Source organism: uncultured Candidatus Puniceispirillum sp. (genome assembly GCF_963979125.1).
Lineage (GTDB): Bacteria > Pseudomonadota > Alphaproteobacteria > Puniceispirillales > Puniceispirillaceae > Puniceispirillum.
This window is the reverse complement of sequence record NZ_CAXBVX010000057.1, coordinates 1-13,160: the sequence shown is the minus strand read 5'-3', so window position 1 is coordinate 13,160 and position 13,160 is coordinate 1. Positions and strand designations below refer to the sequence as shown.

General features: G+C 46.8%; 11 protein-coding genes, 1 pseudogene and 1 riboswitch. Of the genes and pseudogenes, 3 read left to right on the top strand and 9 right to left on the bottom strand.

What is annotated here, in order from left to right; all coding sequences use genetic code 11:
- The 5 genes from cobW to ABNT28_RS06960 all read right to left on the bottom strand — a co-directional run.
- Positions 1-933 (bottom strand): cobalamin biosynthesis protein CobW (cobW, locus tag ABNT28_RS06980; protein WP_348721273.1); only part of this gene is annotated, 933 nt, incomplete at its 3' end.
- Positions 934-1,017: 84 nt separating this feature from the next.
- Positions 1,018-1,650, bottom strand: a complete 633-nt coding sequence (locus ABNT28_RS06975) for a HupE/UreJ family protein (RefSeq protein WP_332924849.1) — start codon at positions 1,648-1,650, stop codon at positions 1,018-1,020.
- A 95-nt stretch (positions 1,651-1,745) separates the two neighbouring features.
- A riboswitch (cobalamin riboswitch) is annotated at positions 1,746-1,976 on the bottom strand.
- Between the two features lie 49 nt (positions 1,977-2,025).
- Positions 2,026-3,009 carry a threonine-phosphate decarboxylase gene (locus ABNT28_RS06970; RefSeq protein ID WP_332924542.1) on the bottom strand — a complete coding sequence of 328 codons (984 nt, stop codon included), beginning with the start codon at positions 3,007-3,009 and terminating at the stop codon, positions 2,026-2,028.
- Complete coding sequence (locus tag ABNT28_RS06965; protein WP_332924543.1) at positions 3,002-4,057, bottom strand: asparaginase; 1,056 nt, start codon at positions 4,055-4,057, stop codon at positions 3,002-3,004. Before ABNT28_RS06965 ends, ABNT28_RS06970 begins: the two co-directional genes overlap by 8 nt.
- A gap of 105 nt (positions 4,058-4,162) precedes the next feature.
- Complete coding sequence (locus ABNT28_RS06960; protein ID WP_348721272.1) at positions 4,163-7,240, bottom strand: aminotransferase class III-fold pyridoxal phosphate-dependent enzyme; 3,078 nt, start codon at positions 7,238-7,240, stop codon at positions 4,163-4,165.
- 125 nt (positions 7,241-7,365) lie between these two features.
- Between ABNT28_RS06960 and ABNT28_RS06955 the strand changes: the two genes are divergently transcribed.
- Together ABNT28_RS06955 and ABNT28_RS06950 are read left to right on the top strand one after the other, a co-directional pair.
- Entirely contained in the window at positions 7,366-8,106 is a 741-nt protein-coding gene (locus ABNT28_RS06955) for an SDR family NAD(P)-dependent oxidoreductase (protein WP_332924545.1), read from the top strand.
- A gap of 2 nt (positions 8,107-8,108) precedes the next feature.
- The gene (locus ABNT28_RS06950) at positions 8,109-8,555 is read left to right on the top strand and encodes a nuclear transport factor 2 family protein (protein ID WP_348721271.1); all 447 of its coding nucleotides are present in this window, start codon (positions 8,109-8,111) and stop codon (positions 8,553-8,555) included.
- On the opposite strand, the gene ABNT28_RS06945 is transcribed toward ABNT28_RS06950, so the two are convergent.
- The 4 genes from ABNT28_RS06945 to ABNT28_RS06930 are packed head-to-tail and all read right to left on the bottom strand — an operon-like array spanning position 8,539 to position 12,341.
- Entirely contained in the window at positions 8,539-9,033 is a 495-nt protein-coding gene (locus ABNT28_RS06945; RefSeq protein ID WP_348721270.1) for a DUF3833 family protein, read from the bottom strand. The two genes, ABNT28_RS06950 and ABNT28_RS06945, sit on opposite strands and share 17 nt — an antisense overlap.
- On the bottom strand, positions 9,033-10,223 hold the full coding sequence (locus tag ABNT28_RS06940) for a cyclopropane-fatty-acyl-phospholipid synthase family protein (RefSeq protein WP_348721269.1): 1,191 nt from the start codon (positions 10,221-10,223) through the stop codon (positions 9,033-9,035). The genes ABNT28_RS06945 and ABNT28_RS06940 overlap by 1 nt, the downstream gene beginning before the upstream one ends.
- 4 nt (positions 10,224-10,227) lie before the next feature.
- Positions 10,228-11,022: a DUF1365 domain-containing protein gene (locus tag ABNT28_RS06935; RefSeq protein WP_332924549.1), complete on the bottom strand. Its 795-nt coding sequence runs from the start codon at positions 11,020-11,022 to the stop codon at positions 10,228-10,230.
- Positions 11,022-12,341, bottom strand: a complete 1,320-nt coding sequence (locus tag ABNT28_RS06930; protein ID WP_348721268.1) for an FAD-dependent oxidoreductase — start codon at positions 12,339-12,341, stop codon at positions 11,022-11,024. Before ABNT28_RS06930 ends, ABNT28_RS06935 begins: the two co-directional genes overlap by 1 nt.
- Positions 12,342-12,533: 192 nt before the next feature.
- On the opposite strand from ABNT28_RS06930, the pseudogene ABNT28_RS06925 reads away from it, so the two are divergent.
- A pseudogene (locus tag ABNT28_RS06925) lies at positions 12,534-13,160 on the top strand (galactose-1-epimerase); the annotation flags it as partial.

The window sequence follows — 13,160 nt, the reverse complement described above, 5'->3', positions numbered from 1 at the left end:
AAGTGGTAGCGCTTTGCCAGCTTCCTGTAGCCGCCCCTTGGCACGCAAGATACCATGCTGGCCAGCCATATCAGCAAGTTTAGCCGTTAGCGTTTCAGCACTATCAATCACCCCCATTGCAATGATGAAAGATGCAAATTCATCATGTCCATGATCATGTTCGTGGTGGTGATCTTCATCATCATCGTCATCATGATGATGATGGTGATGATGATGCGCATGCGCGGCGCGGGCGTGCGCTTGATCTTCCATATCCAGCCCTAAAATCGCATCCATAGGGGCAACACCGCCAGCAACCGAAATAATCGGTGTTGGCTCGTCCAGATGGCTTTCCACCATGGCCTGCGCCCGTGCTATACCCGCATCATCAAGCATATCAGACTTTGATATAACAATCAGATTAGCGGCTAATATCTGGTCTTCAAACAATTCATCAATCGGGCTTTCGTGATCCAGCTCTTCATCTGCTTTGCGCTGGGCTTCCAGAGCCTCAAGATCATGGGCAATGCCACCTTTGGCCAACGCTGGGCCATCAACCAATGTCACAACCCCATCAAGCATTACCTGAGATTTAATGTCTGGCCAGCCAAAAGCCTGAACAAGTGGTTGTGGCAAAGCCAGGCCCGAAGTTTCGATCACAATATGGTCTGGCGGTGGGTCCTGTGCCAGCAATGTCTGAATACTGGGCAGAAAATCATCAGCGACAGTGCAACAGATACAGCCATTGGCAAGTTCGATAATATCTTCAGCCCGACAGGAATCGGCGCCACATTCCTGTAACATATCGCCATCCATGCCAATGTCCCCAAATTCATTCACGATCAACGCCAACCGCTTGCCATTGGCTTGCATGATAATATTGCGAATAAGCGTTGTCTTTCCCGAACCAAGAAAGCCGGTGATAACAGTTGCTGGAATACGGGCGTGAGACATGAAAACCTTCTTTGACTGAATTTAGAAATATAAAACTATAAAAGGCAGAACTGCGTTCTGCCTTTTAACCAATGCGGCAGGGCATTACATCGCTGGAAAGATCAGGCCTTCAACAAGCTCGACCATGTAGGCAACGCCAACACCAGCCATTAAAGCACCCGCCAGACGCGGCTGAAGTGATGCAGCTGACGTAGCTTTCCACATATTGGCCGCAACATAGCCTACAAACAATGCAATCGCCATCTGGACAAGGCCAAAGCCCGCAAGATAGGCAATGAGGGGCGTGGCTTCAGCACCAATAACAGCGGCGCCATATGCCCAACCATGAAACAGACCGATGACCGCCGCACCTGCTGTCATTGGGACAACCGATGTAAGCTTGCCGCGCATGGCAATGACACCCGCAACAATGACAGACGCTGTAATGACAACTTCGGCAAACGGAAGCACTAGTGCAGAAATGGTCATCAATGTTCCAGCCATGGTGCCAAGTACGAAACCAGCTGGCAAAATCATACGCTGTTTATGAAAAGCTGCGATAAGACCAATGGCCACGACAAAAGCAAAATGGTCAAACCCGATAACCGGATGTCCTACACCAGACAAAAATCCATGAATCAAGGTTTGCGGCACCTCACCACCAAGTGGATGATGCGCAAAGGCACTCGAAAGAGTTATAGACGAAAACGCGACTGCTAAAGCAAGAATTCTATGCATTTAGGTACTCCCAAAATAAAGCCCTCAGGCTGTTGCGGGGTACATTGATGACGGCGTTCCATGATGGACGACATCTTCACGGCACTCCCCGACCGTTTCAATCCGTATTCCAAGGCAGGTCTCCTGGCTTATGGTCATTTGTTCTCCGTCCTTCCCAGCGCTTGCAAAGGCGAACCTTGGCAAGATACCAGTGGCATTTCGAAGAACGACCAGTTCACAGTCGCGGGGACGGCTATGGAATCAGATGGCTTGTTTCATCATTAACCATATTCCCTCTTTAAGGCATGATGCTTGGCATCAAAGCCACCTCAAATACAAGTTCAAGTCTTCTCATAATATGATGATAGAAGTCAACCAATTGCGTCGTCGATTAGCCTATCTTCGCCAGATTGTGATTGAATTGCATAACCGATCCATTTCATCGCTATCACGCGGCAAGCCAAAACGCATTAAGTCAGGCCATTCGCGGTACATACGCGTCCAAATTCCTGTTTTTGCAAGATGTGTATGTAAAGACAAAGCATCAACATCGCGGATCGTTTGAAACAGGGATGTACCACCGATAATTTCCAGATTCGCATTTGCCAGCACTTTGGCTAGCTCTGCAGATTGGCGTTCCAACGTGTCTTTATGAGCTTTGATCCATGTCTGATCCTGTAAAGCCTTGGTGCCCGCAATCAAAGCTACATTGTTAACAGCCCATGGCCCCAACATTTCGGTCAAGGAATCGCTGAGCATTTGGGACGCCATGGCAAAACCCAAGCGCACACCAGCCAAGCCAAAGAATTTTCCAAATGATCGCAAATGAATGACGCGGGAAAAAGGGGATAGATCGGCAAGAATATTGGCACCTTCTTCATTGTCCAAAAATGCACCATCAATAATCAGTAAACCGCCCTTAGCTTCAATATCCAAAGCCAAACCAACCAGATCACCATATTTGTCACCTGTCGGATTGTTCGGAAACACAACAACCGCATAATCAGCCGCATCTGGCATGACATTGCCATCGACAATATGATGACCAGCATCAGCCCAGCAATGGGCATGCTCATTATAGGTAGGTTGGCGAATCCACACTGTTCCAGTTTTCACCAGATGCGGAATGAGTTGTAAGAACGCCTGAGTGCCTGCCCCTGCTGTAACAGCAAGCTGTTCAGGTACCCCATAGGCATGACGAGCCGCCGTAACACAGGCATCAAGTGTAGCCGCCGTTGGTAATGGCTGTAATGCGTCAACTTTAATCGGGGGTAACGGATACATGATCGGGCTTATGCCTGTTGAAAGATCAAGCATATCATCAGGTGCAAAGCCATATTTGGCAGATGCAACGTCAATATTTCCCCCATGCTCACGCATTTGAAACCATTATCCCGCCATCAACGGTAATGTCACCAATTTCATCACCTTCCCAATTACGCAAAATCGGTCTGAAAAAAGGATCAAGTGAAGCTGGCATGTCATAACCGATAGCATGTAATACCGCACCCAGCGCAACTTCGGCAGCGCGTGTCTGCCCGTCACGGCATTTCAGCATCACACCCAGACCAAGCTCATGAAGGGCGGCGGCATAAACGCCCTCGGCACCCGTTTTGGCAGTTATACTGGCACCAAAGGCGGTAGCAAGTGCGCTACAAAGCCGTCTTTCGCCCGCCAGCAAGAGTGGTGCCGATGCAATACCACGGGTTATTCGCGCACAGGCCTCAGCCCTATGTGGCGGTAATTGGTCATGATCGGCAAACAAAGCAAAAGCGCGCGCCCAGTTTCCCAGAGGCGCACTGACCGCTGGCGCGCCGCACCCATCAAAACCATGCGTAAAGCTCAAAATATCAACGCCTGTCATTGCATCCAAAACGCCAATGATTGATTGTTGTACTGGGTGCGTAATGGCCGCATAACCTTCATTTGTAACACCCATCAGATGCGCCAGCACCAGCATACCGCTATGTTTACCACTGCAGTTATTATGGATACGTTCGGGCGCTTTCAGATTTTGCACCTGTTCGACCATAGCATTGCGTTCAATCGACCAATGCGCGCCACAAATTAGACAGCTTGGTTCCAGATTAAATTTTTTAAGTAACTGCGATACAGCCGCGCTATGAATTGGCTGGCCATTATGGCTAGCACAGATGATTGACCATTCAGAATCTTCGATTGCAGGCATCATATCGCCTTGCACATATTTTTCGGCCAAGGCGATCGCCTGAAGAGGTTTCATCGCCGACCTTGGAAAAATAGGACGTTCGACATCACCAAGGCCGATAATTACCTTGCCGTCAGCGTCGCATACCGCAATGTCAACCGCATGATAACTTTCCATCGTATGATTGCGGTTCACGTTTACAATCAACGGCGCATCGCTATGCAACGGCAAGGTCTGGCGAGGTGTTATTATTTGAGTCATTAAATGCCTACAGAATGGAATATCAGCCAGCTGGATACTGGCAAACAATATATGTTTGTTAACCTGTTCATCGATTGCTCACAAGCAGAACAATCATGGGCAACCCTATGCATCATTTATGATCTGTGCTTCATGCATAATGCTATCAAGGCGCGACAACAAAAGATCAGCGTCTGCTTGATTAATTGTCAATGGGGGGCGGATTTTCAGCACATTATCCCATGGGCCATCTGTACCAATGAGAATTCGATATGCCCGTAACCGATTTGAAACATATCCAGCTAGATGCGTTGCGGGGGTTTTGCTCGTGCGATCAGTGACTAATTCTATGCCCGTAAATAGTCCCATGCCGCGAACATCGCCAATAATCGGATATTTGTCCTGTAGCTTGCGATACCCATCTAACAAATGATGACCGATAGTTTCAGCGTTTTTCTGTAAATTTTCTTCATCAATAATATTCAACACCTCGGCACCTATCAGGCAGGCCAGTGTGGTGCCACCAAATGTTGAGAAAAACTCCATTCCAGTGACGAATGAGTCAGCGATTGCCTTGGTTGTTGCGACAACACCGATAGGGTGGCCATTACCAACGGGCTTGCCAAGAACAACCATGTCGGGACTGGCATCTTGCTTCTCGAACCCCCAATAAACATGCCCAAGCCGACCAAGCCCCGTTTGCACTTCATCAGCGATACATACACCACCTGCTTTGCGAACACGCGCATATACCTCTTTCAGATAACCTTGTGGCGGGATGATCTGCCCACCCACACTAGGGAAACTTTCGGCAATAAAACCCGCAAGGCCAGCCCCTTTTTTGCCAATCGCCACTACGGCATCATCAATAGCAGCCGCATATTTAGCACCTGCTTGACGGTCATCATACCCAAAGCGCCCACGGTAGGGGTCAGCCACCTCGATCACCTCAACCCAGTCAGGTGCCCCCTCGCCGCCTGGCCCGTTAAATTTATAAGGGCTTATATCAATCGTTCCCGTGGTGTGACCATGATAGGCGTGATCCTGAACAATCATATGTTTCTGGCCAGTATGTGCCCGCGCCAGACGAAGCGCCAATTCATTGGCTTCTGATCCTGAGGTCAGAAAATAAAAATGATCAAGATGTGTTGGCAATCGCGCCCGCAAAGCGTCTGCAAATTTTATCTGCGCTGGATGTAGATACCGCGTATTCGTATTAATCATTTGTAGCTGGCGCGCGGCGATTGCCTGTAAGCGCGGATGTGCATGCCCAACATGCGGCACATTGTTATAGGCATCAAGATAGGTGCGGCCATATTGGTCATAAAGATAATTACGCCAGCCACGCAATAACATGACTGGTGCTTTGTATGACAACTTCAGATTCGCACCAAAACGTTCCGCGCGTGCTGTTTCCGCATCCTGGGTGCTGGCTATGTTATAAAGCATGCGCGCTTCGTCCAGCCCAAGCAAAACCGCCGGATTGGGGTATAAAGTGACATAAAGAGCTAGATCATCCGGATCGGCAACACCAGGCCAATCATCGCCATGCAATATAAGGCTGATACCAAGTTGAAAATGCAGATGCGGTTGCCAACCACCATTAACCTCAACTGATCCAAGCGCGGCAAATTTTGTGCCTTTGGCGATGGTCAGCCCCGGTGTAAGCCCCGCTATTGTATGCGGGTCAAGATGACCATATAGCGTATAAAAATCATCACCATCAGCAGTCTTATGGGCAAGCACAACGACACCGCCATAATTCAGACGTTGCGCGCGATCAACCGCGCTCACCACAATGCCATCATAAGGCGCAAACACATCCTGACCAGCAACGGCAAACACATCAATGCCCAGATGCATAGTGCGCCGCCCATCAACAGGATGTGATGTGGTCAGGAAAGCATCCTCGGTGTACACCAAACGCGGCTCAAGATAATGCCCTACCTGCGCCTTGGACATTTTGTCATCTTGCGACGCTATCAGGATGATAGCTTCAGCGTTAGTCAGATTCGTGGGATTCTGTGGCAAAGTCGAATCGCCAACTGCGCATGAACAAAGTGGCATATCAGCAAGGTCAAAACCAAAAACAGGCGCAAAATCAGCTTTGTTATTATTGATCCAGTCTAAAGTCTGCGCGGCAGATGAGGTAATATCCAGCCCACATGCCAACCGCAACCGCGCTGTTACTTCATCATTTCCGATATACTGGAATTGATGCAAGAAAGCGCGGATTGGCGCTTGTGACACCATCACATAAGAATCATCAGGTCGCTCTTTCGCCATCATGCCTGCATTCACCATGCTAACGGCAAGCCGTGTCAGCAATAAAGGATAAACCAGTGCTATATCGTCAGCGGTCAATGGATAAGCGCGATGATAGCCAGCTACAACTGCACATAATTTTTCTAGTGGGCGCGGATCACCCAGAACCATATAAGCTGCCAAAATGGCTAGATCACAGACAGCAGGCGCCTCAATCATATCGCCAAAATCAACAATTCCTGTCAAAGACGGCTTTGGCGTCATAGTGTCAAAATCCATTGCAGGCGTTACCAGTAGATTATAATCATTAGGATCATTATGGATTGGCGTTTTAGGCCGTTTTGCAAGTGTGCCAACGCAATGCGTGCGGTATTCTTCAATGATCTTGCCGACAATCTGCCGGTCAGTCAGGTCGTCTATAACCGAGATATGAGGATAAACCCAATCGGCACATGTCAAATCCCATTTCATCTCACGCGATAAGCCCAGATGCGTGAAATCGGCAAGAGCGGCTGTAACCTGACCGCATTTATAACCTATTTCATCAAGCAATATGCTGTTATGCGGGCAGATATCAGCAAGCGGCTTGCCATCTAGGCTAGTGATTATCCAGACCAGACGTTCTTGTCCGTCGGTATCAGCCGCCATAAAATAGGGATGACCATCTTTGGTCGGTATGACTCGTGGCACCGGCACATCTGGCGCAGTCTTGGTGATATGTGCAAGCGCCGCAATCTGCATCTCGACATGCGATAATGGACAATCATGTGCCGTGATTTTGGCAACAGCAACAAGCTTGTCCTGATCGAAAACACCTATATTGGTATCATATTCCCCATTTAAGCGCAGCAATTTGCCTGTCACATCGAACTGCGACGCAAATATTTGTTTCCAATGCGCCATATCCAGCGGTGATAATGTTGGGGTTTCGGCAGACATTACGGGCTCACTCACTTTACTAAAAGACATATGCTGACAGGTTTTTTGACAGTCGAACACATACATCATACAACAAGATCATCAACCTGCCGATCATTACGCCCAATTTACAGTGGAAATGTGTTATGCGCCATTATTTCATCACCGGAGTCAGTTCAGGCATAGGTGCCGCCTTGGTGTCGGCCTTGAGTCCAGATGCGAACATCACGGGCGTTGCACGGCGTCAGGATCGGCTTGATGCCCTATCAAAAAAACATGCCCATTTTCATCCTATCGCCGCAGATGTAACTGATGCCAAAGCAATGCGAACTGCTGTCAAGGAAGCCATAAAAACTTTTGGACCCATTGACGTAGCTATCCTTAATGCTGGTATTTATACACCGCAAGATGGCAACAAAATTGATCCGGCAGTTTACCACCAGCACATGAATGTTAATTATATGGGCGTTGTTAATACATTAGCACCAATCGTTACCAATATGATTACACAAAAACAAGGACATATAGCCATTACATCATCTGTTGCTGGATGGCGAGGCTTACCTAAATCAGCAGCCTATGGCCCCACCAAAGCTGCCCTCATTTCGCTGGCAGAATCACTTTATTTTGATCTCACTCCCCGCGGGATAAAGCTACAGGTCATTTGCCCCGGCTTTGTCGAAAGTGAAGCCACCGCAGTAAATGATTTTAAGATGCCTGATTTACTTTCAAGTGATCAGGCTGCCGCGCATATTCTTAGTGGGCTAAAACATGATAATTTTATTGTCGATTTTCCAAAATCATTTACCCGCAAAATGAAGTTTTTGAAATATCTGCCAGATCGGCTGTTTTTCAAATTTGTCGCGCGGCAAACCGGACATAATTAGCCATGAACGCTAATCAACAAACGGACATTATCAAAGCCTATGTCGCCGCCTTCACCACTTTGCGCGCCAATAATATTGATACGCTTTTGAAAATGATTGATGATAATGTGCGCTTTAGCGATCCATTTAATGATGTATATGGGAAGGTCGGTTTTCAGGCTATTTTTGATCATATGTTCAAAACCTGTGATAATCCGCGCTTTGTCGTGACAGACATTGCGCATTCAGATCAGGTGGCATATCTGCGTTGGGATATGACCGCCACCTTAAAAAACTGGCCTAAATCTGGGCTTTTTCTGTCAGGTATGAGTGAAATACATATTGGTGACAATGGATTGATAAGCGCACATATCGATCATTGGGACAGCGCGAGTCAGCTACTGGCAAAGCTACCTATCATTAATGTTTTGATCCATCCGATTCTTCGTCGCTTCAGGATACCGGTCTAAAGCTAATCAAAACTTCACCAAGTAAAAAACCCCATTTCAATACTTTTGCACGATTGACCAGAATGGCGCCATCCTGCAATGCCATCACATCGTCGAACGTGACCGTCACCTTACAGCCAAACATCGGCAGATTGAATTTATAACGCCAGCTCAAAACGTTATTGGTCAAAACGCCTTTTGCGTGACCAACAACATCAGCACATTCACCACGATAAACACCGCCTTCAAGCGCTGTTACTGTCCATTGACGGGTTTCAAGCTCGCCATCATCATAAACAAAATATTCATCAAGAATAAATCCATCATCGGTACGACGCCCGTCAATCGTAACGCGAAACTGACGCTGAACAGTACCAAATCGGTCAATAAAAAGACCAAAAGCGGTTAATTGACCGTCAAAATACTGCTCAGGCAGAAATGATGGAATGTCAATTTTTGCACCTGATGGCACATCATCTTTTATGTTTGTCTTAGCCATTAGCGATGCATCACCAACATCTGCTTCACATCAATCATGCCAGCGCGGAACCCACCCTCGCAATATGACAGATAAAGTTCCCACATACGTTTAAAACGCTCGTCAAACTTATCCTCAGCCATAGTTGGCCATGCAACATTAAAGCGGTCACGCCATTCCGCCAAAGTCCTTGCGTAATGCTGGGCATAGCCATTTTCTTCAACCAGTTGCAAACCCGCGTCATTCAGAGGCTTATCAAGCATAGGCAGAGATGGCAGCATACCGCCCGGGAAAATATAACGCTGAATGAAGTCAGGTTGGCTTTTATAGGCATGAAAAGATTTATGATCTATTGTGATTGATTGGATCGCCGCACGCCCCCCCTTTTTCAACAATTTAGAGATAGCGTCAAAATAGGTTGGCCAATAGGCTTCACCAACGGCTTCAAACATTTCAATAGACACAATCTTGTCAAATTTACCCGTGAGGTCGCGATAATCGACAAGTTGCAGATCAGCTTTACCAGCCAGCCCTGCCGCATGAATGCTTTGCGTGCCAAATTCGAATTGCTCTTTTGAAATTGTAACACCGGTAACGCGCGCACCAATCGTCGAGGCCACATATTTGGCAAAGCCACCCCAACCACAGCCAATTTCAAGAACATGGTCATCTGGCTGAATATCGGCCATTTCAACAAGTTTTTGGTATTTATTGATCTGCGCCTTGGTCAGATCATCGCCATCATTTTCAAATACTGCTGAAGAATATGTCATAGTTGGGTCAAGCCAATGCGCATAAAAATCATTGCCTAGATCGTAATGATGCGCGATATTTTTGGCAGAACCGCTTTTGCTATTCCTGCGCCAATAATGATAGCTTCGCAATGCCCATTTTCTGATGAAATTTGGTTTTAATTGTACGTCCATATCTTCGTCATGATAGACCGCTAACTCAATCAGGCTTGGCAATGTGTTACTGCTGGCATCGCCATCCATGATCGCTTCACAAAACCCCATTTTTCCATCCCGCAGAATGCGTGACAAAGCAGAACGCGTGCGCAAACGCAGATCAGCATCGGGGCCAGGCTTTCCCGACTTGAAATCGTGAATACTGCCATCTGGCAAGGTTAGCTGAAGGCTGCCACATTCAATTCGGTTTAGAATAGCAATAAATAGTTGCACCTGTTTTTTATATATAAATTCGGAAAACATAAAATCAAAACTCCTTAACTTTTCCGATATCTTTTGCTTCTGACCACATCTTAGGAGGGGCTGGTCTAGAAAAGAAATGTACTTTTTTTAACCACAACTTAATGGCTTCAATATGAATTGATACAAGTGGACGAAGCGGCCATTGTCCAGTCGAAATCAGCCCACTAAGAATTGACGCGCTGGACAAAATGCGCATTTTACCTCGCAAGGTAGCTGTCAAAGCAACTTTATCCACTTGATGGTAGCGCATAAGAAGGCGCAATCGATCACCAACAACTCTTATTTTCAGACGGTAATGTCCGCTATTCGCAAAAAAAGGCGAAACATGTAGCAACTTTTCAGCCCGCATGACTGTGTGATTTTTAGTTACCTGCCCGATATAGGAATGCATGTCCCCAAAGGTGTTGCGCACTTCATAAATGTGAACACGCTCAGCGCCTGATTTATCACATAGGACATAGACTGAAACAGGATTAAATACGAGGCCGAAAATACGAGGAAACGTCAGCAAATGAACAGATGCTATTTCCTGACTTGGGCATAGTTCGGCAGCTCTGGCACGGGCATAATCAGCCAATTTTACCAATGGCGCTTTTGATTTGAAATTTTCCCCATGATCACGTTGCCGAAATGATAACAGGTTAAATTTATCAACGCTGAACAACATTGACATACGGTTCACTTTGTCAAGTTGATCAAGGTTAATCCACAAAGATAGCCCCTTACGGCTTAAAAAATGTGAAGGGGTGCCGTGCCGCGTATGGTCAATCTGTGAAATGACTAGCTGGCATGCTGACATCAAGCACCAACCTTTATTGACTCATTAGTTGAAACAAGAAATGCGTCAACATCACTGTGCCAAGGGATTTGCGCACCCAATTTTTTGGCGATAGCGACCGCTGATTTCAAGCCATCCTCATGGAAACCATATCCGGTCCATGCACCTGCGAAAAACAAATTATTTACGCCCTGAATATCAGCCAGCTGTGGTTGCGCATCTATCGCGGCAGAATCAAATACCGGATGATGATAGATAAATTCCCCATGCACAAGTTTTGGGTCGGGCTCTATATGTGGGTTTAGCGTTTCATAAAGCGGATAGTTCGTATCAATTGATTGCAAACGGTTCATCCAGTAAGTCAGACATAGATTGTCCTGATTTCCTGACTCAGACCCGTCTTTGGACGTAATATAGTTCCACGCCGCCCATGTAGATTTTCGACGTGGCATCAAGCGCGCATCCGAATGTAAAACTGCACGATTAGGTTGAAATTTGAAAGCAGACAGAACATCCCTTTCCATGTCGGTCGGATCAGCAATCAATGCAAGCGATTCATCAGCATGAGCTGCCATAATGACCTTATCGAACCAAAGATCACCCTGCCCCTCAATCGAGAGCATAACGCCAGCATTGGCGCGGCGTATTGATGTGATATTGACACCGCAATGTACCTTGTCGCCAAGCGCCTTATGGATTCTGGTGACATATTCGCGCGACCCGCCTAGCACCGTGCGCCATTGTGGGCGGTCAATGAAGTTAAGCAATTTATGGTTTTCCATAAAACGCATGAATGAGCGGACAGGAAATGCGTTCATCATATTCGATGTACACGACCAAATTGCCGCGCCCATTGGCAGTAAATGATCTGTTACAAATGGCTCACCATAATTCTGGCGCGCTATGAATGCACCAAGTGTTTCATCTTCAGGTCCATCATAAGCATCACGTGGCGCGGTGCGATAAAAGCGCACAAGGTCAGCCAACATCGACCAATAACGGCGGCGCAACAGATTAGACGGTTGTGCCAGCAAACCCTTGATTGATCCTTCATATTCAGATCGGCCATCTGCAAGCGAAACAGCAAACGACATATCGGTATTTTGCGTAGGCACATCAAGAACAGAGAACAAATTGATTAGATTAGGGTAATTCAATGGATTATAGACGATAAAACCCGTATCAACCGGTACCTTTACACCCTCAAAATCAGCATCAACAGTGTGACTGTGCCCACCTAGCCGTGTCGCCTTTTCAAAGACGTGAACATCAGCATGGTCTTTCAAAAGATACGCTGAGCCCAACCCAGAAATACCCGAACCAATAACGGCAACCCGCATTCAAACATCCCTATCAAAATATTGATCCGGCGACTATCAAAGCTGGCGCCATCAGTTACTTATTTAACTGATTATTCACATATATATATACAAACATCCTATCAAATTCTATCAGTATCATATGGTTATAGTTGCGATATTTTTGATAGACACGCATAAATCACATCAGTTTTGTGAGGCTTTTGTAAATGAATGATTAAATCTATCGGTATTTCCCGTCAAAATTGTGAAGTTCAAGCCATTGATATATGGCGTGACGGTCTATCAGCAACGATACTGACATGGGGTGCTGTGGTGCAGGATTTGCGCCTTTTAGGCCATGAGGCACCGTTGGTGTTAGGATTTCGCAAGTTCAAACATTATCCCCGCTATTCACCCTATTACGGTGCCATTGCTGGACGCGTTGCCAACCGCATTGCTGAGGGGCAAGGACAAATCGATGATACAACCGTTCAAAGTGATACCAATTTCCTAGGTAAACATAGTTTGCATGGTGGCAAAGACGGTTTCGGCACGCGCGACTGGGACATTCGCGATCATGGGCATGATTTTGTGGAACTGGTTTTACGCGATCCCGATGGCATGATGGGCTTTCCGGGCATGTTGGATGTGGTTTGTCGATATGAAATTCAACCTGGCAATGTCCTTACGGTAACGCTGGATGCCCAAACCGATGCGCCTACCTTTTGTAATCTGGCACATCACAGTTATTTCTGCCTTGATGATACAGGCGACATTCGTGGTCATGAGTTGCAAATTCATGCTGATTCATATTTACCTTGCGACGCGGAATTCATCCCAACAGGCGAAATACGAGAT

What these genes read in the sequence shown, in the direction of transcription:
- ABNT28_RS06975 (WP_332924849.1), bottom strand. Translation starts at nt 1,650, where the DNA reads ATGCATAGAATTCTTGCTTTAGCAGTCGCGTTTTCGTCTATAACTCTT.
- ABNT28_RS06970 (WP_332924542.1), bottom strand. Translation starts at nt 3,009, where the DNA reads ATGCGTGAGCATGGGGGAAATATTGACGTTGCATCTGCCAAATATGGC.
- ABNT28_RS06965 (WP_332924543.1), bottom strand. Translation starts at nt 4,057, where the DNA reads ATGACTCAAATAATAACACCTCGCCAGACCTTGCCGTTGCATAGCGAT.
- ABNT28_RS06960 (WP_348721272.1), bottom strand. Translation starts at nt 7,240, where the DNA reads ATGTCTGCCGAAACCCCAACATTATCACCGCTGGATATGGCGCATTGG.
- ABNT28_RS06955 (WP_332924545.1), top strand. Translation starts at nt 7,366, where the DNA reads ATGCGCCATTATTTCATCACCGGAGTCAGTTCAGGCATAGGTGCCGCC.
- ABNT28_RS06950 (WP_348721271.1), top strand. Translation starts at nt 8,109, where the DNA reads ATGAACGCTAATCAACAAACGGACATTATCAAAGCCTATGTCGCCGCC.
- ABNT28_RS06945 (WP_348721270.1), bottom strand. Translation starts at nt 9,033, where the DNA reads ATGGCTAAGACAAACATAAAAGATGATGTGCCATCAGGTGCAAAAATT.
- ABNT28_RS06940 (WP_348721269.1), bottom strand. Translation starts at nt 10,223, where the DNA reads ATGTTTTCCGAATTTATATATAAAAAACAGGTGCAACTATTTATTGCT.
- ABNT28_RS06935 (WP_332924549.1), bottom strand. Translation starts at nt 11,022, where the DNA reads ATGTCAGCATGCCAGCTAGTCATTTCACAGATTGACCATACGCGGCAC.
- ABNT28_RS06930 (WP_348721268.1), bottom strand. Translation starts at nt 12,341, where the DNA reads ATGCGGGTTGCCGTTATTGGTTCGGGTATTTCTGGGTTGGGCTCAGCG.